Consider the following 21,653-nt stretch of genomic DNA (forward strand, 5'->3'; position numbering starts at 1 on the left):
AGATTAAACAAAATGACAAATGAACAAGTAATTGAAGCCGTTAATCGGCTTACTGAAACTTACAATGAAGTTAAGGCAGGCTTGGGTGAAGTTAAAAAACAAGCGGCTTTGTTACAACCGCTTTATAAAAACGGACAAATAATTTGGGACGGAAAAGAAGACTTCCAGATGACAGACTCGCCGATTACCAACTTAATTGGAGTCGGAACAGGGGCTGTTTCAAAATATGGGAAATGGTATGCCCAATACATGATTAAATTAACGGGGCATACCGTCATCTCAAATTGTGAAACTCAAACGCCTGTGAATTATATTGTCATTAAAATAAAACTACCCGAAAACAAAGACGGTACATTTTTTATAAAATATACAAACGCCGACAACTGGGCACATGGAATTACTACAGCATGGATATGCAACGTTGACAAAAGTATTAACAAACTTTTAGGATCACAGGTCGCAGATAAACATGCCGATTATGCTAAAAGCGTTGTTTTTAATCCTAAAAACCAAGACGCATGGGATTCAAGATATTATCAATGGATAGGGTTTAATTATAACAAAGAAGATATAATCAAAGATGATGAAGGCTATTCTTACATAGCCCTTTCCGGCTCTGTCGCAACTTGGAACATCGGGGGCTGGGCTGTCGCCGAAAGAAACACGGACTTTTTATGGACGCCTGCAAGAATTTTTGATTTAGAATTCTATAATCCGGCAAGCAAGAGCACTCACAATTCACTATTGGCAAGTCTTACCCTGTCTTATTTTGCTGCGAATAAAAAACATACAAATGTAAGAATTCCCTATTCAAAGACAGGAAATTTAATAATAGGCATTTTGTGTTGGGCCGACCATTATACCCCGAATCCCAGCTTTACGGGATTCAAAACAAACGCCGAGTTTAATTTTGATAAAATTGTTTGCGGTAATTTTGCAAAAATAAAACAAAACTTACCCAACTATCAATGGGGCTTCGTCCATGTTCCTGAAAATGAAGTCCTTCAAAACACGGTAGAGATTAACGGCCTTAAACTTTTGCAATTTAACATCGACATTCCGGAAAACGAAAGACATTTTTATTTTGCCGGAATGTTTACGGAAAGCGAGGTGTAATCTATGGAGTCTATCAATTATGCAGGCGGAGCGAACATGACATTACCCGCCGATGCTCAATTTGTTCAAGGAGTATCGGGTAATGCTCTTTATTTACCGGCAGGGGCTGGAACTGTACCGATTGACGGGAACAGAAACGAACTAACAATCTCTCTTTGGAGGCAATGGGATGGAGTGGTAGACTCAGCGGAGTATAGAGGCATTTTTGCAACGGCAAATATTAAGGTTTACTTTGACCAAGGAACAGACCTTTTAACCGTTGAGCTTGAAGATACTAAAACAGTAACCGACATCAAAGACGACCAAGAGCAAACGCACTGGTGCTTCTTGTTTGCAAAAAACAGTTTTTTCAAAATCTACAAAAACGCCGAATTAAGAGCGGAACTTACCGCAGGGAACGACCCCGTGGATTTTTCCGAAGGGCTAAAGCTCGGAGGAGGAAGAACTCACGCTACTTTTGACGAGTTTAGATTTTATAAGAAAGTATTAAACAGCAACGAAATAAACGGGCTATATCGACTTGTAACAAAAGGCACACAGGTACAGCAGCTTGAAAACATCATTGCAAACAATACGCCTAGATACTTAGGTGTTGTGGAAACAGTACCTTCTACACGGACGGCCATTATTACCAAAGGCGAAAAGCTCGGAGCTGTAGACGCTAACGGCGGCGATTGGGTGTTATCGGGGCAAACAATAGGCGGCTGGAAGGTCGGGGTGTGCTATAGGTGGTCGGGTGCACAGTGGGTAAACCTAGAGCCGGAAGTAAACTATGCAAAAGAGTATCAAGCTTGCTTAGTGCATATGTTCCAGATTGAGGAGCTAAAACATCAGACGGGGCACTTCGGGGCGTTGTTTGCTAAAGTACTCGTCGCTCAAAAAGCGATGATTGATGAGCTTTTAGTCAATCAGGCGTTTATTAAAAATCTTGTGGTTCAAAAATTAAAAATTGATACAGACGATACAACTAATCAGGATTTTGAAGCGTGGTTTGATGAGCTGAATGGGTTGAAGATTAGGAATAAGGGAGAAGAGATTTTTAAGATTGATACGAATGGGGATATATATATAAAGGGGGCTACTGTTACAGCAAATAAATTAATTGCACCTACACTAACAGAAGATCCTCAAAATGCCGTGTTTGGCGAAATATGGTTTAGAAAAGGAATATAATATGGATTTTCCCTTAACTGAATTTTCAAGGAATGTTATAAAATTTGGAAATATTGCAAAAATAAACACAAGAGGATATATTACAGGTGATACTGAATGTTTAAAAGATGAAAATATAAATTCTTCATGCAATTATGCGGTATGGAGCCCGGCTCCATCTGAACCTGTTTTTAGAATCTCTTTTGATAATGAATTTATTATGTATGGATTAGGTTTAACAATAGAAATGACTTGTAATGAAAATATTCCTGCATATGGAGCTATTTCATACACTACAGTATCAGCATCAAATGAGATACATGGGCCTTTTAGACTGGGTTCTGTATTTCCAAGAGATAGTAAAGGTTCAATATCATCTTATGATGAAAAGAATGTTAAATTTAAAGTCAAAGAACTTATTATAGGAATTTTTGGGTATGGAAGAACTATAGATGCAACCTTTACTTATAATTTTTATGAGTTACTTATTTATGAAAGACCTATAAAAGACAGCGGATTAAGAATAATGGGAAACAATAAAATTTTTAAACCTGCAGAAACAGCATTTCCTTCACCTCTATCATGTTTCCATAATGGAAAAATCAGACATATAATGCTTGTCAAACCTTTTTCACACTTTTCTTCAATTTTTAGAATAAAAACAGATAGCGGTATTTATATGATTTCAAATTTACAAGAATAAAACTTAGAATTGTAATTTTTTCATAAATTCATCATATCTTTATTTAACTTTTATAAAAATTTTATAACTTATGTAACAAAATTTTTTATTTTTGCTAAGATTAGTGTATGGACAAGATTAGCAATATACCGGCTATCGGTTGGGTGGTGATTTTGATAATAGGGCTTATAGTTATTCCTTCTCTTTTTATTTTGCTTTTTAAAAAAGGCGGGAAGATGTCAATTTTGGGACAAACTATAGAAGTTTCCGAGGGCGGGAAAATTCAGACGATAGACAGTATCGGCTTGATGTACCTGATGAAGGATAATTGTGAGAAAATAGAGCTTTTACGAAAAGAACGAATTGAGGATATCCTGCCTGACCTTTCTTATCTTTTAAGTGATATAAGTATTTTAGCCTGTTGTATGTATAGGGCTGAGAGTATTTTAAACAAGAGGCTTTACAAAAACGGGTTTGAAGATTTAACGGTTGATACCGTAAACGTTTATATAAAACAACTTGCCGAAGAATTATTTATCAGACTAAATAAAGAGATTATGAGGTCTAAATCTTGTACGACCAGACCATTAAACGCCGTCAAAAAAGAAAAGATTTATTTTATCGCCCAAGATTTTACAAAAAGAGTTACAAAAATTTACTTAATGGAAGTCAAAAGTAAAGCGGATATGTATTTAAGCTATAAGCCTCTATTTGAAAAAATAGGGGATAAAATCAGGGCCGACTTTTGCCGTGAGAAGATGGAAAAGAAGTTAAGACAAGCCGAAAACTTGCGGGCTGTTTTAGAAAAACTTACAAAAAGGACAATTTAATTTTTAGGAGGAAATATATGACATTAGAAGAATTCGTAAAAGAGTACAAAGGCAAAAAAGTTGATTTTGATAAAAAATACGGCTATCAATGCGTTGACCTTTTTAGGCAGTATTGCAAGGATGTTTTAAACATACCGCAACCTACAGGAGTTAGCGGAGCTAGGGAGCTTTACACCGAATACGAAAAAAAGCCGATTGAGGTTAAGTATTTAGAGAAGCTGCCTTACCCTGCAAATAAGCCTATTGCCGGAGATGTTGTCGTTTTTGATAAAATGCGGGGCAACCCTTACGGCCATGTTGCGATTGTGATCGCTGCAGAAAAAAACTATCTCAAGGTTTTGGAGCAAGACGGGTATGCTCAAACAGGTACTAAATTTGCTTGTTGGAAGTATAACCATGTTTTAGGCTTTTTAAGAAAAAAAGGAGGTGTAAATGAATGAAAAGAAGTTTTTTATTTTTATTGTTTGCATTCTTTTGCTTTTTACCGGCTGCCGGACAGCAAACGGAATATATGATAACAGAGTCGGAGCTTACAAAGCTAGAGACTCTATTGGAGAAGTGGGAGAGCGTCAAACAGATGCTATCATCGCAAATACAGAACTTGGAAACAGAATTAAGCGAGGCTCGGAAATATCAAGAGAGCTTAACAGATCAGTTGACACAAGCGAGGCTATCTTTGAAGAAATCCGAGAAATCCTTAGAAGAATACGAAAAAGAAAGCAAGGATTTGATAGCACAGAAGGAAGAAAAAATCCAGAAAAAACAAACGGAGATTGAGAGGCTAAAAACTAAAAATTACAGGCTAAAAATAGCTCTTGTGATTTTGTCTTGCATTTTAGGGCTTTTAATTTTAGGCGGTATAGGATTTTTTATTTTAAAAATGAAATTAAAATTTTTATAAACTAGGAGGTTTATATGAAAAATAAATTTATGTTTTTTGTGATCATTGGGATGATAATACTTTCAGTATTTATCATCAATTACGGACAAACAACTTTATTAGACTGCATCGGCGCAGTTATCGGTTTAGCGGGGGGTGCCTTGGCGGTATTTGATACCATCAAATACTCCCGGCGTAAGGTTGCACTTATACCGCTATGGATTGGAATTTTAATTTTAATAATTACCGGGTTTATACAGTTCAAGGGCGTGATTGTTCTTGCAGCTTTCGGGTTTGCAAGTCTTGGATTGTATATTTATTTCAGGTTAAAGGAAAAATAAAGTTTTAATGAAAAGGGGCTGCTTAAAATGAAGCAGCCCTTTATTTATGTAAGCATTATGTAAGCAAGTTTTATTTTAATTGTGTAAGTATATATTCAATATATAATTATAAAATCACAGATTAGATAAGCCCTATTGCCGCTAGCTTGTTTCAAAGGCACTCATTTGAGTGCCTTTTTTTATTGTTTATTATCATAATCCTAAAGAGTGTTTTTACATTTCTAAAACCTTTCTATCCTTGAGGCTAAAAAAGCATCTGCAAGCACAAGATAGATCATAGCTTCAATTACAGGAACAATTCGGGGGAAAAGGCAGATGTCGTGATTTCCTCCTACAGAAAGCGTAACTCTATCTCCTCTTTTATTAAAGGTGCCCTGGTTCATTTTTATAGAGGGAACCGGTTTTACGGCAAGTTTAAGATCTATTTGACATCCTTGCTCACCTTTTCTTCCGGCTTCATAATTGGAATTTAAGGGATAATCCATGTTGCAGGAAATACCGCCTAAAATGCCTCCCGAATAGTTTTTTGAAATTTCATTATTTTCACTGCCGGGAATAGAAGCCGAGTAAAAGCCGCCTCCTATTTCTATGCCCTTAACGGAGCCTATCGACATTATGGCTTGGGACAAAACCGCATCAAGCTTACCGAAAACAGGGGAACCCAAGCCCTCAGGTACATTTAAAATAGAACAAGACAAAATACAGCCTGCCGAGTCCCCCTTATAAGCTAAAGCCTTAAGCCTTTCAAAAATATTCTCAGGGAGCTCATCATCTTCTTTAATAGGCGTTTCCGCTTTAAGGCCTGCAATTTCTTCGGCTCTTACCCTCACCTCAATAGGTTTTTTATCCGTTTTAAGGGCAAAGACCTCAAGCATCTTTTTTGCAACAGCTCCGCCTATAACACGCCCGATTGTTTCCCTGCCTGAAGCGCGGCCCCCGCCTCGGTAGTCCCTATGCCCGTATTTTACCTCATAAGCATAATCGGCATGCCCCGGACGGAAAACATCTTTTAAGTTGTCATAATCCTTGGATGAGGTTTCATTATTTCTAACAAGAACGGCAATAGGACTTCCGAGGGTCTTACCCTCAAAAACACCCGAAAGAATCTCGCAGATATCAGTCTCGTTTCGGCGGGTAGAAAAAACATTTTTTATGCTGTCACTATCGTCAAACGAGTTTTTAGGTTTTCTGCGGTTAAGCTCTTTTTGAATATCCTCTGCACAAAGGGGAATTCCGGCAGGGCATCCGTCTATCACAGCCCCTACCCCGGCACTCCTGCTTTCGCCAAAACTTGTCACCGTAAAAAACCGCCCAAAAGAATTTGCCCCCATAACTTCCCCTATAAAAACTTTTTGCAGCAAAGTTTTTCGAATATGAGCTCATTTATCACGTGTTCTTTTTTTAAGCCCTTTTTTTCAAACTTTGTTGCAGGACGCCAGCTTTGGGCAGGAGCGAATTTTTCGTACTTGGATTTTAGATCGGGAGTTTCGCTCAACTGTTCAAAGGCATCTTCTGCATAATTTTCCCAATCTGTCACCATATAAATATAGCCGCCCTTTTTTAATTTTTTTGAAAGCAAATCGGTTCGAGGTCTTCTTACAAGCCTCCTTTTGTGATTTCGCTTTTTTTGCCACGGATCGGGGAAAAAAATGTGAAAGCCGTCAACACATTCATCATTTATCATATTCTCTAAAACTTCAATTGCATCATGTTCAATAATCCTTAAATTATTCAATTTTTTTTCTTCTATTTCGCCTAAAAGCTTTCCCACCCCGGCCTTAAAAACTTCAATACCAAGATAATTTTTATCGGGATTGTCCTCGGCAATTTGAGCAGTTGCAGTTCCCATACCGAAACCGATTTCTATGATTACGGGATTATCATTTTGAAAAAAGGTTTTAAAGTCTATCAGACTTTCGGTATATGGAATACACCACTTTTGATAAAAAGACTCATAATTTCTTTTTTGCCCCTCAGTCATCCGCCCTGTTCTTAAAACAAAGGTTTTTATAGATCTAAAATGAGACGGAGCATCGGTATTTTGAGTAATTTCAGTACTATTCATTCTTTGATACTAATATAAACTATGGTACTTTGTCAAATAGGCTGTATTGCCTTGAGCATTTTGAGCCATACATTGAATATAACGGGAGTCGGGATACTTTTCGAGCAGGGGAGCGATAGAATCCTCGTATTTAGAACCTTGGGGCAAAATTTGAACAAAAAGCGGCTGTTTATCGGCTCCAGAAAGAATAAGAAAAAAAGTTCTAAACGCAGAATCTTCAGCAGCTTCAATCTTCCACCTTCCATCTTGAACCTGAAAAACAAGGGAAAGAGATGAGGGATTTTCAGGCTCTTTTAAGGTAAGTTTTTTTATAACCCTATTTCCCGACAGATCTTCCAGCACAATGGAGTATTCTCCTATGGGAATTTGTCCAAACGGAGAGGCTATCTTGTTGGAACCGGCCCAGAGCGTTTTTTCGGAATCCGAAGCTCTAAGCTGTGAGGAAGAAAAAAAAGAAGTATTTTCCCTGTTCAAAACCCATGTCAGACCGGACTCCAAATGGATCAGCTGTATGGAAGAGTAATCGTTTCTTCCGTTTTCATCCTTATACATTAAAAATACTGAAAGTCTTTCTTCAATTTTCCCTGAATCTGTTTCCATCCGTAGAATTTTTACGGAAAGCTCAGGTATCTCAGGTTTATCAAAGGAGCATGAAAGCAAAAAAACAGCAATAAAAAAAAACGAAATTTTTTTTGGATATTTTTTTTCTATGATTTTGTTCATTGAATTATCCGCATCATCTTCATGCTAAAACATAAAGGACATGTTCATCACTGTCAGATCCGTATCTTCAAAGCGGTTTGCACTCGATTCAAAACGGACATTTACCTTTTCGCAAGCATCATTTAAGTAAGAAATATAATACATTCCCAAATTTAAATCTTCGGAACCTTCAGGAAGAGCACGATAAAAGTCTATTAAAGAATTTTTGTCGACGTCTGCCATCTTTAAGTCATTTAGGTTTGCCCTGACGGCATCCGATTGTTCATTTTTACTGTAAAGGGTAACCTGAAGCTTGCCCTGTGTACCTATCGAGGCAGTGCCTCCGCTTCCCAACTTCCATGAAACAAATACCAGTTCTTGTTTTTTTTCAAGCTCGGCAACAAGCCGGCGGCGTATTTCGGGATCAAAGAGAGCCTCTTGGGGGTCATCCAGTTCAGGAAACAAGCTTACAGCTTCTTTCCGCAAATTCATGTTTTCTGCACTCAAGATCAATTCCATAAGCATTAAAGCTATGTACTCGGCTATCTTCGTTTTGTCCATGTATTCTGTAAGGGAAGTCCGTATTGTTTTTAGAATCAGATCAAAGTCCTTGTGCATCCTAAATTTAGTTATGATAAACCAAGTAAACGGGCGCATCATATTTAGAAATTTTTCAGCCAAAAAGAGCTGAATATTTTTTTCTTCGGGCGACAGGGCATTGTTCTTTGTTATAAAAGAAAAAAGAGGCTTTACTATTTCCTGTTTTGCTTCATAAATTACTTTTTCGTTTTGCTGCAATACATTAGCCAAAAATTTTTCGTTTATGCGGGTTTTCTCGTCAATTATACTTGCAGGATTTTGCCTGTTCCATTTTTTTATAACGGGAGAGTTTAAGATTTGTTTAAAAATATAATCGTCATATTGCTTATATAAAACCGAATATACTATAAGCTTTGAAAGGTCCATAACCTCCTGCCGTGAAGAAACGAATTCGGGTTTTGAGATTTCAATCTTTGAGATATAATCCACCAAAAGCAAGCGCTGAATAGTTTCAGGCATAAATTTTTCTAGAGAAATGCCGTATTCTTCGATATTTCCGGCAAGTTTAAATTTAAGGAGTTTTTTATTTCTTTTTATAAAGAACGTAGAACCTTCCTGAGTCAAAATAAGCTTTAGCGGAAGATCCAAAATTCTTTTCTTTTCACTTGCAGCCATAAAATCTCCTCTCCCCTATACTAACATACAATTAACTACATTTTTCATTTTAGCATAATTTTACGAAAAATTCTATAGGTTAATTAAAGGGATGAAAGTATCGATCGGATTTCCGATGCTTTTGAATAATTCGGATTTTTATTCAATACGCCTTCCAAAATAAGCTTTGCATCAGCCTTTTTATCCAAGCTTATGTAAAGTTTGCCCAGTTCATAATAAGCATCCCAGTTTTTAGTATCAACCTTTATAATCTGCTCATAAACGCTTACGGCATTTTCTTTTAGATCGGCAGAAATATAGGCGGCAGCCAAATTCTGCTTTGCCGTAATATTAAGAGGCTGGGTCTTTACGGCATTGGAGTAATGAGTAACCGACCTATTGTAGTCACCTTTTAAGCCGTATAACTTGCCTAAATTAGTGTTTACTTCAAAATTATTTTGTTCAAGCCTATAGGCAGCCAAAAGATTTTCTTCAGCTTCTCCGAATTTTTCCTCATCCAAATACATGCGCCCTAAGTTTATTCTGGGCTTAGCATAGTTTTTATTTGCAGAAACAGCCTGCGTGTAATAATCGTAAGCCTCAGACTTTCTTCCGTTTTTTTCCAGAGTTAAACCGTATGTATATAGGACTCTTGCATCTGCAGGCTTGAGTTTATAAGCTTTTTCGGCATTAGACAGGGCTTCGCCGTGTTTTCCCAAATCAACCTGTACCGTTGCCAAGTTATAATAGGTTATGGCATCATCTTCACCCAGAGTAATAGCCTCCTTAAAGTGACGCTCTGCCAAGTTATTTTGTCCCAAATCCGCATATACTTGAGCCATTTCCCGTAAGGCCGGAAGATTGGTAGGCTCATAAGAAAGAGCGTTTTTATAGTTTTGTACAGCCTGATCAAATTTTCTTTGAGCCTTGCGTATACGGGCCATTTCCAAAAAGGCCTTTACATAATCAGGCCTTAACCTTACAGCTGAAGAAAAAGCGGAAAAAGCTTCATTATCCAAACCTAATTTTCTCGATGCCATTCCCAAATTAAAAAAAGCATTATCGAATTTTGGATTGGACTTTACGCTTCTTTCAAAAGAGGACTTTGCCTTTTGATAATGACCTCTTGCATAATATTTTTTACCAAGTTCATAATTGTATAAATAATTATCCGGATCTAATTTTTGAGCCTTTTCCAACTCTACAAAGGCAACCTGAGGCTGTTTTTGAGCATCTGCAATTTGAGAATAAACATAATGCGCCCTTGCATTTTGCCAGTCGGCACTTACGGATTTTTTTATGTATGTGTCGGCATCCGAAAGAGCTCTTTCGGCATCTCCGGTTCCTTCACGTTCTGCAGCATAGTCATTTAGGGCAGAAGCCATATCCAAATATTTTTTTGCGGTAAACGAAACTTCAGAATCGGGCATCTTGGCCGAAGCTTTGGAAAAGATACTAAGGGCCGAATTAAGATTTCCGTTTTTTAAAAAATTCATTCCCTCAGACACCAGCCGGGACACTTCGTCCATCTGAGCCTTGGTTTTTGCATCAGCATTTTGCTTTGCAAGTCTCTCGGCTTCTGAGGCTTTTTGAACCTCTAAATCGGCCTTTTTTCTTCTTTCTTCTTCAAGTCTCTTTTTTTCTGCATCAGCCGCCTTTTTTGCAGCCTCATCTTTTGCTTTTTGTTCTGCAGCTGCCCTAGCCTTTTTTTCGGCTTCTTCCTTGGCTTTTTTTTCTTGTTCTGCCTTAGCTTTCCGCTCTGCTTCAGCCTTAGCAGCAGCAATCTTATTGGCTTCATCTATCGATGCTTTTTTCTTTTCTTCAGCTTCTTTTAAGGCCTTTTGCTGCTTAATCAATTCTTCCTGCCGTTTTTTTGCCTCTTCAGCCCGTTTTAAAGCCTCTGCGGCCTTTCGTTTCTTTTCTTCTTCGGCAGCCTTTTTCTCTTTTTCGGAGGAAGCGGCAAGATTTTTATTTATTTCTTCAGCCAGTCTGAGATTTTCCGCTTCTAAAAGAGCAAGTTCTTTTTCACTCTCTTTTTTTGCTTTTTCAAGTTCAGCTTCAATTTTTGCTGTTTGTTCTTGAAGGCGGGCAAGCTCTTCTTTCTCAGCCTCAATTTTAGCGAGGGTCTGCATATCGGCAGCAGCAGAATCGGAGGTCTTGCTCTTTGTAAAAAATAAGATACCTACAACAACTAATACGGCTATAAAAATACCCGTTAAAATGCCTATTAAAAATTTTTGAAAATCAGTCAAGTTCGTTTTCCTCCGAATAATCTATTGTATCGTCAGCTCCTGCCGATACGGCATCCGCATTGTCAACCGATGAAAGGTTGGCGTTTACATCTTCCATAAGTTTTTTATACCTCTCCTCAGCTGCCAAACGCTCAGCCTCTTCCGCAGCCTTTTTTGCTTCAGCCAAGGCTCTCGCTCTTTCAGCTTCTTCGGCAAGGCCTTCCAAAAGAGATATCATTTTTTCGATTGAAGATCTTTGCAGAGTATCAGGCTTTAAGTTTAAATAAATTTTATAATCTTGTAAAGCACCCTCAGGCTTATCCAGCTTGATACGTGTATTGGCCCTGTTCAAAAAAGCCGGAGCATAGAGGCCGTTTGAAGAAATAGCCTCATTGTACGCCAATTCAGAAGCCTCAAATTGATTTTGTAAAAAATAAACATTGCCTATATTGTAATAATACAAATGGCCGTTAAGAAGATCCTTATCCTTACCTTGAGAAAGATAGGTTAAGGCATCACTGTAATTCCCTATCCTAAAATAGGCAACGCCAAGATAAAGGTAAACCGACTTAGGAGTTCCGGGCTCTTGAATCACCTTAAAAAGAGCCGAAACGGCTTCTCGAGGCTTATCTGCGTACAAAAGTTTTTTACCTTCTTCAAAATAATCTACGGCAAAAAGCAACGAAAAAAAAGATAAAAAAACAGCAAAAAGAATGCTTTTTTTGAATTTTAATCGATAAAAATGCGTTTTCATATTTGACATTCCCTCCCAAAAACTATACCATATAGGTATGTCTTCATTAACGATTATTTTGATTGCAGCGATAAGTGCGAGCCTCATCTTTCTCATTATTTTTTTGTTAAAATCGGTTCTTTTTCCCAAAAAAAGGGCAAGAATCGAAAAAAACTTAAAATCCGGAAAATACGGAGCCGCAATCAAGGATGCAAAATCAATACTCTCAAAAAATCCCAGAGATTCGGAGGCCCGATACCTTTTGGGCAAAGCCTATCTTGCAGACAAAAAAGTTGACCTTGCCTTTATCGAGTTTAAAACTCTAAACAAGACGGCGGTATTTAATAATCCTGCAACCGAAATAGAATTCAGAACCATTATAGCAGATTTATATTTAAAATTCCAGCAGCCGGATGAGGCTTTAAAGGAATTTATGCTTTTAAATAAAAAAGATCCTAAAAATCCCAAGCCTTATTTCCAGGCCGGACAAATCTATGAAAATAAAAATATGTCGGATCAGGCAATAGCCTATTTTCAAAAAGCTATAGAGGTTGATTCCCGCTTTGCAGAAGCCTATGCTTCATTAGGCCTCTTGCTTTTTAAGGCGAATCAAATACCTGAGGCTGAAAAGGCCATTGCCACGGCTTTAAAACTAGCGCCCGATAATAGTGAAACCCTTTATTATCACGGAAGAATCTTAAAAAGCAAAAAAAACTATGCTCAAGCTCTTTCAGCCCTTGAAAAAGCTGCAAGAAAGCAGGAGATAAGAACAAAATGCTTTTTTGAAAGAGGATGCTGCTATATGGAAACGAACAGCCTTGAAAAGGCCGAATTCGAATTCACAAGGGCGATAAAATCTTCAAAGCAGCCATCGGCTCCGGAAGTTCTTTATTCGAGATATCTTTTAGCGGAATGCTGCGAAAAACAAAGAGACATAGATCAGGCAATAGAGCAATGGGAAGCTATAAGTGCAGTCAATCCTAAATTCAGGAACACGGCTCAAAAACTTGAAGAATATTCGGACCTTCGCACCAACGACCACATGAAAGAATATTTAACCCTCATCAAGGAAGAATTTTTCCAAATGTGCCGGGATATTACCGAACAGCACTTTGATTATCCCGTTCAAGCCTTAAAAGAAACAAAGATAGGCTGTACAATCCTTGCAGTCGAAAAGGGCTCGGAGCAATGGCTTAACACAAGAAAAAAGCCCCAACTTTTGATCTTCTCGAGGGACGGACACACGATAACGGAATCTTTTTTACGATCCGTGCATGAAGAGATGAAAAAACAAGCCGTGGTTACCTCTCATATCATAACATCGGGCAATTTTTCGCCTGATGCTATAAAGTTTGCAGAAAACAGGCCTTTTAACCTTATTGATAGACAAAAACTTGAAAGAATAGTAGAAAAAGTAAAATTTACATTTTAGGAAACGGATAATGAAAAAAATTCTATGTATTTCGGATCAGATAGATCCTGTGATTTACAGCAAAGACATAAAAGAAAAATACGGGGATGTGGACTTCATAATATCGGCTGGAGATCTGCCCATAGACTACCTTGACTTTGTACAAAACTCCTTAAATAAACCTCTTTATTTTGTTTTCGGAAGCCATCACTTAAAAGCTCTTACTCACTATCATCCCGAAATGGCTGAAAAGACAAAGGACGGAGAGGTAAATATATTTAAAAAGGGAAACACAAAAAAAAGCAATCAGGGAACATATATAGGATTTAAAAGCTTTAAACATGAAAACATGATAATCGCCGGAGTTTCGGGAGCTAAAAAACACAATGACGGTAAAAATCAATTTACTGAAACACAAATGAGGCGTAAACTTTCAAAAATGATTCCGGCACTATTTTTAAATAAGCTAAGATACGGGCGTTATTTGGATATCTTAGTAACCCACAGTCCCCCGTTGATTGAAAGTGAAAATGAAGAAAACAAACAAGAAGCTTTTGAGTGTTTTACCAAATTTATAAGTTTTTTTAAACCGAAGTATCTTATACACGGGCAAGTCCACATATATGACCCTCAACAATGCCGCAGCACAAAGCATAGAGGAACGGAGATAATTAACGCATACAGCAGACATATTTTGGAGGTACCCTAAAATTTACAAATTGTTACCATTATTTTCAAAATAAATCTTGACGATATTTCCTATAGATGATAGAATTACTACAATGAAAGAAATTGATTCTCTTGACGTTTATGCATTGATTACTCTTTCGGTCTTGAATATTTTATTACTGTTATTTCTCATAAGAATTATGGCTATAAACAAAAAAAAGGCTAAAGAGGTATCGAGGCCTTTTGTTTTGTCAACATATTCTACCTTGGCCTCTGCATTTATTATAAGCATAAGTGCTGCAGCCTCGGTATTTTTTAAAAGCTATATGATTTTAAATATAGGCTTGTCGGTTGTTCTTATTGTTTTTACCGTCTATATAACCTTATCTGAAAGGATGTACCTGCAGGACCAAATCGAAAAAATGAAAAAAGACAAGGCAAATGCAGAGTATATTAAAGAATTACAAAACCTCCCATCTGAAGAGTCTTTACGGGCACGTAAACTTGTAAACACAGCCCGTCTCCTGATCCAAAAGACAAACGGATTAATCTCAGGAAAAAAAGATATCTCATCGGAAATGTTTCCATACATTGCAGAATCTTTTTTAACGGAATTATCAGCCGATGGGGCTGTAGTCCTTGCGGTACAAAGCTTTGAAGAAGTCTTGGCTGTAAAGGCCTTGGTAGGAACCTTTCCTCCTCCGTATAAGTTACCTGATGACCTTGCACGTAAAGAAGATCACGTGTTTTCTAATTTTAAATATGCGCGCTTTGAAATGGGTGAATCGATATTTACGGAAGTTGCCTCCGGAGGCAAAACTCTCCTAATTAAAGATTGGAAAGATACCCCCTTGCTTCCCGACAATGGAAACGAAAAATTTTTACAGCACGGCAGTTTAATATTCTTCCCCCTAATGGTAAACACCGTTGTGGTGGGTGTAGCGGCGGTATCCCGCTGTCCGGATAAGGTTCCCTTTTCGGAAAATGAAGTAAGGATAGGCGAATACCTATCCGGTTTTGCGGCGGAAATGATCAACCTTACTTTAAGTATATCCGAGGCCTCTGAACATGCCGAAATTGAAAATATAACCGATACGGTGGCCAAAATTCAAAAGATTCTTTTACCTAAAAACTTAAAAAAAGTTCCCGGCCTCGAAATTGGAGAATATTTTTTACAGGAGAGAGGTATTTGCAGTGACTATTATGACGTAATAGTTCAACAAAAAAGGGTCTTTATTGTCCTTGCAGATGTTGCAGGTAAAAGCATTCAATCTGCAATTATTATGATTATGATCAGGGCCATCCTCTACCTCATAACAAACACGGATCAAAACACGGAGGCTATTTTAGACTGGCTCAACAAGGGTATTACCGGTAAGATAGATATAGACCACTTTGCAAGTATTTCTCTTTTATCCTATGAACAGCAAACAAATACAATAGAATTCATAGGGGCGGGTCATCAGGCTATGATGATATGGAACAAAGAAAAAAATAAGATTGAATTATTCCAGCAAAAAACGGATCCCATAGGTATAGATGTCCGTTCAACATATAAAAGTATAAAGGTTCCTTTGAAAAAAGGTGATGTAGCAGCGCTTTATACGGATGGTATTATCGAAACGCTTAATGCCGCAGGAGAGCAGTATGGAACTACCAGACTTGCAAAACTAATGGCCGATAATCATTCCGAACATTCAAAGGATATAGTAAATAAAATAAAAAACGATATGATTTCGTTTATAGGAAAGACCCAGACTCATGATGATCGCACTTTGCTGATTATTAAGGCTAGGTAATAGAGAGGTTGTTAAGGAGATTGTTATGGAACTAAAAATCCGAAAAAACAAAGAGGTTTACATTATTGACGTAAGCGGTGAAATGGACCTATACAATTCATACAGACTAAAAGAACTTGTTATGAAGATGATAGAGCGTCAAATAAAATGTATGATTATAAATCTTGAAGACGTGGACTATATTGACTCTTCAGGGATAGGAGCATTGATTTATATCTGCTCTACCGTAAAAAAGATGAATCTACGGCTGTTTATAACAAATATTCACGGCTCAGTGAAAAAAGTTATCGAACTGACAAAGCTGATGGGCTACTTTCCCATAACAAACAGCTTGGAAGAAGCATTACAAAAAATGGAAAGCTAAAGCGGAGGAGAAGAATATGACAGCTATAAAAGAACTGAAAGTTGATGAAAAAAGTCCCTTATTCGATAAAACAGGGATGTTATATAAAGAATTTCCTTCTGATTTCAGGCAAATCAGATATTTTACACTTTTGATAGTACAATCAGCCCCCTTAGAAATAAAGGGAATCAACCTCTTGGAACAGCAAATCAGCGAGATTATTAAAAATGCAGTAAAACACGGAAACAGATGTAATCCGTCAAAAAAAGTCAAGGTATGGTACGAATTCAGCTCTACCCATGCACATTTAATAGTTGAGGATGAAGGAGACGGCTTCAAAGAAATAGACAAGTGGAACGAATTCAATAGAAAACGCTTGGAGTGTCTGCATAAGCAGGACTTTGCAAACCTTGGGGCCTATGTTTCCTTTAGAACAGACAGAAGCGACGAATATGATGGAGGAAATGCCCTCTTCGCAGCCCTTGAGTACTGGGATGGAGGTTTTATTTTCAACAAGAAAAAAAACGGTGTCGCGATGTTAAAAAAATATCCGCAAAAAAAACACGGTATTTCGATATAGGTTTAGATTAAGACTTATTTGTTTGGATATCCGTACTTACTCGTATGAGCTTTTTCATGTAAAAAGCGTTTGTCTTCTTCTTGGATATTTTTAATTGTAAGGCAAAGAGCTCCGCAGCTTTCCCCTGTAGAGTTGAAATTCAGATTTGGAAGAAAGAAAGAAAATATCGACAAACATTTAACCTTTCGGCTGCCGAAGGCTATTTCCATTTGAGCTGAAATTTGAGCCGAAATTTCTTTAGCCTTTTCCTCAATACAAAAAATAAGTATAAATTCTGCATCAATATATAAGAGGCAGGGGCTGAAATCCGGAGCCTTGTGCTTTATTGCTATATCGTAAAGGCGGTAAAAAAAAGCGTCAGGGATCTTATCCGAACTTATCTTCATTAAGGCAGAAACCTTGGAGCAAAAGCCAAAAAAGACTTCACTGTCTTCATCGTCTACAATAGGAGGAAAAGGAAAGCTAAGAGGGAAATCGTTTGAAATACCTGCTTTTAGTTTAAAGCCTCCGGAATTCCGCAATGAAATTTGACAGTTTTTAAGCTCATCGTCATGTTTATAAAATTTATCGGAGAGCTTAAAAACAGTAATCCCCTCTTTTTTTTCTACTCGGCTAAAAAAATAAAGAGGGCGTTTTTTATGATTAAAAAAAACTTTTATATCATCGTTTACTTCAACCCCTTCCGCTTTAAAGAAAATATAATCATCTATAAGCTTATAAGAAAAAGAGTCTATTTTTACAAAATTATTTTTACATAAGAGGCTTAAAGGAGGCTTTTCTCTGACAAAGGTATCGGCAATATATTCATATTCGATTCTATTGAGCGCTTTGTTCATTTTTATCTCCAATAATATCGAAAGAGTCCAAGTACCATTTTTCCTCGGTAAAAACAAGGCAGACTTCAATAATAATATAAGATATTTTATCTTCTTCCCTGATATTGCATTTAAACAGGGTCTTTACCCTTTGATCAGGTTTATTTTCGGGCCTTCCGTAAAAAACAGAAACTATGGGTTTAAAGGAATCCAATCTGTAATTTATAAGATACGGCAGAAAAGGTTTTTCTTTTGAACAAAGGTTTATATCCACCTTGTTTTCTTTAAATTGTAAACTTAAATTATTCAAAAAATTCAATACGGATTTTTCAATACCGGTATAGTCCAATACCCCCAGCCCGTCCAAAGAAGGAAACAAGCTTTCCTGCAAATCGGTATCCCCATAGGAGAGCAAATTCTCCGTCCTTATCTCTTCTAAGGTAAAGGGCTCTGCCATAGGAGAAGCTGAGATTGTTTCGGATATTGTCCAGTCTATATCTGAAAAGTATTTTTTTGCTTCTTCCAATATTGTTGGAAAGGAGTTTTCTTCCGCTGTCATTCCGTTATAAAGGCTAAAAAGCAATACAAAACTTAAGATAATCCGATATTTTTTTAACTTCATATAATATTTATATCACATCTTATACTAACTAGACAATACCTTATCTTTATGTTATAGTACTTGGGGAATTTTCCCGCATATCATTTTCTGTATAACTAACAGATGGAGGACTTTTATGGATATTAAAAACTATCCTGCGGAACCTTATAGAATTAAGGTTGTAGAAACTGTTAAGATGATCGATAAAGAGCAAAGGGCAAAGGTTGCCAAGGAAGCAGGTTACAATACCTTCCTTATTAACTCGGAAGATGTTTACATTGACCTTCTTACCGACTCGGGAACAAATGCCATGAGCGACAAGCAATGGGGCGGTATGATGATAGGCGATGAAGCCTATGCCGGAAGCCGCAACTTTCATCACTTGGAAGAAACCGTTCAAGATATTTTCGGTTTTAAGCATCTTGTACCGACCCATCAAGGGCGTGGTGCCGAAAACCTTCTTTCAAGAATAGCAATTAAACCCGGTCAATATGTACCCGGAAATATGTACTTTACTACTACCAGATACCATCAAGAAGCAAACGGCGGTATCTTCGTAGACATCATAAACGATGATGCCCATGATGCAGGAAAAAGAGTTCCCTTCAAAGGCGATATCGACCTCAATAAGCTTGAAAAACTTATAAACGAAAAGGGAGCCGAAAACATTGCCTATGTATGTTTGGCTGTTACGGTAAACCTCGCAGGCGGTCAGCCCGTTTCCATGAAAAATATGAAGGCTGTACGCGAGCTTACAAAAAAACACGGCATCAAGGTCTTTTATGACGCAACCCGCTGTGTAGAAAACGCATACTTTATTAAAGAGCAGGAAGCAGGTTACGAAAATAAAACCATCAAAGAAATCGTAAGAGAAATGTTCAGCTATGCCGACGGATGCACCATGAGCGGTAAAAAAGACTGTATCGTAAACATCGGAGGCTTCCTCTGCATGAATGACGAAGAGCTTTTCCAGGCTGCAAAAGAATTCGTTGTCGTATTTGAAGGTATGCCCTCTTACGGCGGTATGGCAGGCCGAGATATGGAAGCTATGGCCATCGGTCTAAAAGAAGCCTTGCAATTTGAATACATCGAACACCGAATCAAGCAGGTTCGCTATTTAGGCGACAAGCTCTTGGAAGCAGGAGTACCCATCATCGAACCCGTAGGAGGACACGCCGTCTTCCTCGATGCAAGACGCTTCTGTCCTCACCTCAAGCAAACCGAGTTCCCGGCCCAAGCCTTGGCCGCAGAGCTTTATATAGAATCAGGCGTGCGCAGTATGGAGCGAGGTATCGTTTCAGCAGGACGCGATCCCAAAACAAGGGAAAACCACGTACCCAAACTTGAAACAGTCCGCTTGACAATTCCCCGCCGTGTTTACACCTATAAACACATGGACATTGTAGCAGATGCGGTTATCAAACTTTACAATCACAAAGAAGTCATCAAGGGCTTAAAGTTCGTCTACGAACCCAAACAGCTCCGCTTCTTTACAGCAAGATTTGAACACATCTAAACTCTAAAGGGTAAACTAATCATAAGTTTTCCTATAGCAAAACTAGGCTGTTCATTTTGCCTTTCTAAGAAGAAAGGCCGTAACAGCCTAGTTTTTTCATTTTAAGTCTAATAAATAATGTAAAGACTTGTGAAAGGAACCGCAAGGAGCGCAAAGCCGCTCAAGCCGAGGCTTGAGCTACGCAAAGGGGGAATTATTTTCAATAACTATAAAAATTACCTTAATCAATAACCTTTTCTTTCGAGAGCTTTCAAATCTTTTTTGGCATCGGTATAACCATTATCAAGGGCTTTTTGATACCAGTATTTAGCTTGTTTATAATCAACACGCAGACCTCCAAAACCATACTCATAATATTGAGCCAATGCATACATTGCTTGATTGTGGTTTTTATCTACGGCTCTTTTTAACCATTCAAGAGCAGTTTTTTCATCCTTTTTCAAACCGCCAAGTCCATGTGCATAATATAGACCAACATTAGTTATACCTAAAGCATAATCTTTATCGGCAGCTTTACGGACCCTGTAAAATAAATTGTGTAAATGGCTGAAAAATGATATATTAGGAGAAATATTATGACAGCCAAAAGAAAGAACAAAGAAAAAGATGTAATCGATTTGATGCTTGACCAACTCGATTTTCATGGAATGACAAAAGAAGAACTTAACGGATGTGATGGAATCTTGAGACAGCTTACTAGTAGATTCTATGAGCGGGTATTGCAGGCAGAAATGGATGAACATCTTGGTTATCTTAAGCACGATAATGCAGGGGATAATTCGGGTAACAGCCGTAACGGCTATAGTGAGAAGACTGTAATTTTGGATGATAACAGTACTACCAATATACATGTACCGCGAGACAGAAACAGTACATTTGAGCCTGTTATTATACCAAAACATGAGAAACGCAGTCCCTTATTCAACGATCAGATCATTTCGATGTATTCATACGGTATGAGTTGCCGTGACATTCAGCGGCACTTACAGGAAGTGTATGGTGTAAATGTTTCAGCGGAGCTTATTTCGCATGTAACGGAATCAGTAATGATGGATGTCAGAGAATGGCAAAACCGTCCGCTAGATAAATCATACCCTATTTTATTTCTAGATGCTTTACGTGTTAATTGCCGTCAAGACGGAAAAAACGTCAATAAAGCCTTATATGTAGCTCTGGCAATCAATTGGGAAGGCAAAAAAGAAGTATTAGGGCTTTGGCTATCTAATACTGAGGGAGCAAAATTTTGGAGACGCAGTCTGCGAAAAGCGGACATGTACAATCACTTCCTTACAGTACAAGGCTGAAAGCCTTATGGGAGTTCTTAGTGAGATAAAGAACCGAGGGACTGAAGATATTCTTATAGCCTGCATGGATGGGCTTACCGGATTTCCTGAAGCGGTAAAAGCAGTATTTCCGGATACTCATATACAGCATTGCATAGTTCATATGGTTAGAAGCTCTACCAAATTTGTTTCTTACAAAGACCTTAAAGCTGTATGCAAAGACTTGAAAGAAGTATATTCAGCTATAAATGAAAAAAGCGGCGCTGAAGCTCTTGAAGATTTTGGAAAGAAATGGGATGACAAGTATCCAATGATTAAAGCAGCTTGGCAGAGGAATTGGAATGAGCTAAGTGAGTTTTTTAATTATCCTCCAAGAAATCCGAAAAGCTATTTACACGACGAATGCGATTGAATCGTTAAACTTCAGCTTAAGAAAAATCACTCGCAATAAATCAAGCTTTCCGGACGATGATTCGATATATAAAGTGATGTATCTTGCGATACGGAATGCGAGTAAAAGGTGGACGAGACTTATAAGGAATTGGCCTCTTGCCGTTAATCAATTTGCTATACTATTTGACAAAAGGGTTCCTTTTTGATAAATTAAAAGAAAGCATTTACACAGTTTTTTGGACAAGGCCGGCACCTAAAAAACTATTTTTAGTGTACCTATTTATTATTTTAGTAGCTTTTTTATAAATTGTCTAGTG

22 protein-coding genes and 1 pseudogene are annotated in these 21,653 nt (G+C 37.7%); 14 read left to right on the plus strand and 9 right to left on the minus strand.

The window, feature by feature from the left end; genetic code table 11:
- Positions 1–12: 12 nt before the first annotated feature.
- The 7 genes from E4O07_RS07705 to E4O07_RS07735 all read left to right on the plus strand — a co-directional run bounded on the left by E4O07_RS07705 (position 13) and on the right by E4O07_RS07735 (position 5,001).
- Entirely contained in the window at positions 13–1,116 is a 1,104-nt protein-coding gene (locus tag E4O07_RS07705; RefSeq protein WP_253684879.1) for a hypothetical protein, read from the plus strand.
- 3 nt (positions 1,117–1,119) lie between these two features.
- The gene (locus tag E4O07_RS07710; RefSeq protein ID WP_253684880.1) at positions 1,120–2,289 is read left to right on the plus strand and encodes a LamG domain-containing protein; all 1,170 of its coding nucleotides are present in this window, start codon (positions 1,120–1,122) and stop codon (positions 2,287–2,289) included.
- Between the two features lies 1 nt (position 2,290).
- Positions 2,291–2,971 carry a hypothetical protein gene (locus E4O07_RS07715; protein ID WP_010699105.1) on the plus strand — a complete coding sequence of 227 codons (681 nt, stop codon included), beginning with the start codon at positions 2,291–2,293 and terminating at the stop codon, positions 2,969–2,971.
- A 107-nt stretch (positions 2,972–3,078) separates the two neighbouring features.
- Positions 3,079–3,780 carry a hypothetical protein gene (locus E4O07_RS07720; RefSeq protein WP_253684881.1) on the plus strand — a complete coding sequence of 234 codons (702 nt, stop codon included), beginning with the start codon at positions 3,079–3,081 and terminating at the stop codon, positions 3,778–3,780.
- A gap of 17 nt (positions 3,781–3,797) precedes the next feature.
- Positions 3,798–4,220: a CHAP domain-containing protein gene (locus tag E4O07_RS07725; RefSeq protein WP_253684882.1), complete on the plus strand. Its 423-nt coding sequence runs from the start codon at positions 3,798–3,800 to the stop codon at positions 4,218–4,220.
- Positions 4,213–4,557: a hypothetical protein gene (locus E4O07_RS07730; RefSeq protein ID WP_253684883.1), complete on the plus strand. Its 345-nt coding sequence runs from the start codon at positions 4,213–4,215 to the stop codon at positions 4,555–4,557. Before E4O07_RS07725 ends, E4O07_RS07730 begins: the two co-directional genes overlap by 8 nt.
- A 138-nt stretch (positions 4,558–4,695) precedes the next feature.
- On the plus strand, positions 4,696–5,001 hold the full coding sequence (locus E4O07_RS07735) for a hypothetical protein (protein ID WP_253684884.1): 306 nt from the start codon (positions 4,696–4,698) through the stop codon (positions 4,999–5,001).
- A 221-nt stretch (positions 5,002–5,222) separates the two neighbouring features.
- On the opposite strand, the gene aroC is transcribed toward E4O07_RS07735, so the two are convergent.
- From aroC to E4O07_RS07765, 6 genes are all read right to left on the minus strand, one after another.
- Positions 5,223–6,332 (minus strand): chorismate synthase, encoded by a 1,110-nt coding sequence (gene aroC, locus E4O07_RS07740; protein ID WP_253684885.1) that lies wholly within the window; start codon positions 6,330–6,332, stop codon positions 5,223–5,225.
- 8 nt (positions 6,333–6,340) lie between these two features.
- Positions 6,341–7,066, minus strand: a complete 726-nt coding sequence (gene trmB / locus E4O07_RS07745) for a tRNA (guanosine(46)-N7)-methyltransferase TrmB (protein ID WP_253684886.1) — start codon at positions 7,064–7,066, stop codon at positions 6,341–6,343.
- 9 nt (positions 7,067–7,075) lie between these two features.
- Positions 7,076–7,789 carry a hypothetical protein gene (locus E4O07_RS07750; RefSeq protein ID WP_253684887.1) on the minus strand — a complete coding sequence of 238 codons (714 nt, stop codon included), beginning with the start codon at positions 7,787–7,789 and terminating at the stop codon, positions 7,076–7,078.
- Positions 7,790–7,813: 24 nt separating this feature from the next.
- The gene (locus tag E4O07_RS07755) at positions 7,814–8,983 is read right to left on the minus strand and encodes a DUF8084 family protein (protein ID WP_253684888.1); all 1,170 of its coding nucleotides are present in this window, start codon (positions 8,981–8,983) and stop codon (positions 7,814–7,816) included.
- 83 nt (positions 8,984–9,066) lie between these two features.
- A complete protein-coding gene (locus E4O07_RS07760) occupies positions 9,067–11,214 on the minus strand; it encodes a tetratricopeptide repeat protein (RefSeq protein WP_253684889.1) in 2,148 nt (715 codons plus the stop codon).
- On the minus strand, positions 11,207–11,947 hold the full coding sequence (locus E4O07_RS07765; protein ID WP_253684890.1) for a tetratricopeptide repeat protein: 741 nt from the start codon (positions 11,945–11,947) through the stop codon (positions 11,207–11,209). The genes E4O07_RS07760 and E4O07_RS07765 overlap by 8 nt, the downstream gene beginning before the upstream one ends.
- A gap of 37 nt (positions 11,948–11,984) precedes the next feature.
- Here E4O07_RS07765 and E4O07_RS07770 point away from each other — a divergent pair, with 37 nt between their 5' ends.
- From E4O07_RS07770 to E4O07_RS07790, 5 genes are all read left to right on the plus strand, one after another.
- Positions 11,985–13,358, plus strand: a complete 1,374-nt coding sequence (locus tag E4O07_RS07770) for a tetratricopeptide repeat protein (protein WP_253684891.1) — start codon at positions 11,985–11,987, stop codon at positions 13,356–13,358.
- A 10-nt stretch (positions 13,359–13,368) separates the two neighbouring features.
- Positions 13,369–14,046 (plus strand): metallophosphoesterase, encoded by a 678-nt coding sequence (locus tag E4O07_RS07775; RefSeq protein WP_253684892.1) that lies wholly within the window; start codon positions 13,369–13,371, stop codon positions 14,044–14,046.
- A gap of 73 nt (positions 14,047–14,119) precedes the next feature.
- A complete protein-coding gene (locus E4O07_RS07780; RefSeq protein ID WP_253684893.1) occupies positions 14,120–15,805 on the plus strand; it encodes a PP2C family protein-serine/threonine phosphatase in 1,686 nt (561 codons plus the stop codon).
- Between the two features lie 25 nt (positions 15,806–15,830).
- Positions 15,831–16,169, plus strand: coding sequence for an anti-sigma factor antagonist (locus E4O07_RS07785; RefSeq protein ID WP_010696721.1), 339 nt, complete (start codon positions 15,831–15,833; stop codon positions 16,167–16,169).
- Between the two features lie 16 nt (positions 16,170–16,185).
- Entirely contained in the window at positions 16,186–16,728 is a 543-nt protein-coding gene (locus E4O07_RS07790) for an ATP-binding protein (RefSeq protein WP_253684894.1), read from the plus strand.
- Between the two features lie 14 nt (positions 16,729–16,742).
- Here E4O07_RS07790 and E4O07_RS07795 read toward each other — a convergent pair whose 3' ends face one another.
- Together E4O07_RS07795 and E4O07_RS07800 are read right to left on the minus strand one after the other, a co-directional pair.
- Positions 16,743–17,564 carry a hypothetical protein gene (locus tag E4O07_RS07795; protein WP_253684895.1) on the minus strand — a complete coding sequence of 274 codons (822 nt, stop codon included), beginning with the start codon at positions 17,562–17,564 and terminating at the stop codon, positions 16,743–16,745.
- A complete protein-coding gene (locus E4O07_RS07800; protein ID WP_253684896.1) occupies positions 17,545–18,165 on the minus strand; it encodes a hypothetical protein in 621 nt (206 codons plus the stop codon). Before E4O07_RS07800 ends, E4O07_RS07795 begins: the two co-directional genes overlap by 20 nt.
- Positions 18,166–18,280: 115 nt before the next feature.
- On the opposite strand from E4O07_RS07800, the gene E4O07_RS07805 reads away from it, so the two are divergent.
- On the plus strand, positions 18,281–19,660 hold the full coding sequence (locus E4O07_RS07805; RefSeq protein WP_253684897.1) for a tyrosine phenol-lyase: 1,380 nt from the start codon (positions 18,281–18,283) through the stop codon (positions 19,658–19,660).
- Between the two features lie 224 nt (positions 19,661–19,884).
- On the opposite strand, the gene E4O07_RS07810 is transcribed toward E4O07_RS07805, so the two are convergent.
- A complete protein-coding gene (locus E4O07_RS07810; RefSeq protein ID WP_253684898.1) occupies positions 19,885–20,103 on the minus strand; it encodes an SEL1-like repeat protein in 219 nt (72 codons plus the stop codon).
- A gap of 132 nt (positions 20,104–20,235) precedes the next feature.
- Between E4O07_RS07810 and E4O07_RS07815 the strand changes: the two are divergent.
- Positions 20,236–21,542: pseudogene (locus E4O07_RS07815) on the plus strand (transposase).
- Positions 21,543–21,653: the final 111 nt, after the last annotated feature.

Origin of the sequence: Treponema sp. OMZ 798, assembly GCF_024181385.1 — a bacterium.
Taxonomy (GTDB): domain Bacteria; phylum Spirochaetota; class Spirochaetia; order Treponematales; family Treponemataceae; genus Treponema_B.

Coding starts and splice junctions, on each gene's coding strand:
- E4O07_RS07785 (WP_010696721.1), top strand. CDS start 15,831: ATGGAACTAAAAATCCGAAAAAACAAAGAGGTTTACATTATTGACGTA.
- E4O07_RS07765 (WP_253684890.1), bottom strand. CDS start 11,947: ATGAAAACGCATTTTTATCGATTAAAATTCAAAAAAAGCATTCTTTTT.
- E4O07_RS07715 (WP_010699105.1), top strand. CDS start 2,291: ATGGATTTTCCCTTAACTGAATTTTCAAGGAATGTTATAAAATTTGGA.
- E4O07_RS07800 (WP_253684896.1), bottom strand. CDS start 18,165: ATGAAGTTAAAAAAATATCGGATTATCTTAAGTTTTGTATTGCTTTTT.
- E4O07_RS07775 (WP_253684892.1), top strand. CDS start 13,369: ATGAAAAAAATTCTATGTATTTCGGATCAGATAGATCCTGTGATTTAC.
- trmB (WP_253684886.1), bottom strand. CDS start 7,066: ATGAATAGTACTGAAATTACTCAAAATACCGATGCTCCGTCTCATTTT.
- E4O07_RS07790 (WP_253684894.1), top strand. CDS start 16,186: ATGACAGCTATAAAAGAACTGAAAGTTGATGAAAAAAGTCCCTTATTC.
- E4O07_RS07780 (WP_253684893.1), top strand. CDS start 14,120: ATGAAAGAAATTGATTCTCTTGACGTTTATGCATTGATTACTCTTTCG.
- E4O07_RS07705 (WP_253684879.1), top strand. CDS start 13: ATGACAAATGAACAAGTAATTGAAGCCGTTAATCGGCTTACTGAAACT.
- E4O07_RS07730 (WP_253684883.1), top strand. CDS start 4,213: ATGAATGAAAAGAAGTTTTTTATTTTTATTGTTTGCATTCTTTTGCTT.
- aroC (WP_253684885.1), bottom strand. CDS start 6,332: ATGGGGGCAAATTCTTTTGGGCGGTTTTTTACGGTGACAAGTTTTGGC.
- E4O07_RS07720 (WP_253684881.1), top strand. CDS start 3,079: ATGGACAAGATTAGCAATATACCGGCTATCGGTTGGGTGGTGATTTTG.
- E4O07_RS07755 (WP_253684888.1), bottom strand. CDS start 8,983: ATGGCTGCAAGTGAAAAGAAAAGAATTTTGGATCTTCCGCTAAAGCTT.
- E4O07_RS07795 (WP_253684895.1), bottom strand. CDS start 17,564: ATGAACAAAGCGCTCAATAGAATCGAATATGAATATATTGCCGATACC.
- E4O07_RS07770 (WP_253684891.1), top strand. CDS start 11,985: ATGTCTTCATTAACGATTATTTTGATTGCAGCGATAAGTGCGAGCCTC.
- E4O07_RS07735 (WP_253684884.1), top strand. CDS start 4,696: ATGAAAAATAAATTTATGTTTTTTGTGATCATTGGGATGATAATACTT.
- E4O07_RS07725 (WP_253684882.1), top strand. CDS start 3,798: ATGACATTAGAAGAATTCGTAAAAGAGTACAAAGGCAAAAAAGTTGAT.
- E4O07_RS07750 (WP_253684887.1), bottom strand. CDS start 7,789: ATGAACAAAATCATAGAAAAAAAATATCCAAAAAAAATTTCGTTTTTT.
- E4O07_RS07710 (WP_253684880.1), top strand. CDS start 1,120: ATGGAGTCTATCAATTATGCAGGCGGAGCGAACATGACATTACCCGCC.
- E4O07_RS07805 (WP_253684897.1), top strand. CDS start 18,281: ATGGATATTAAAAACTATCCTGCGGAACCTTATAGAATTAAGGTTGTA.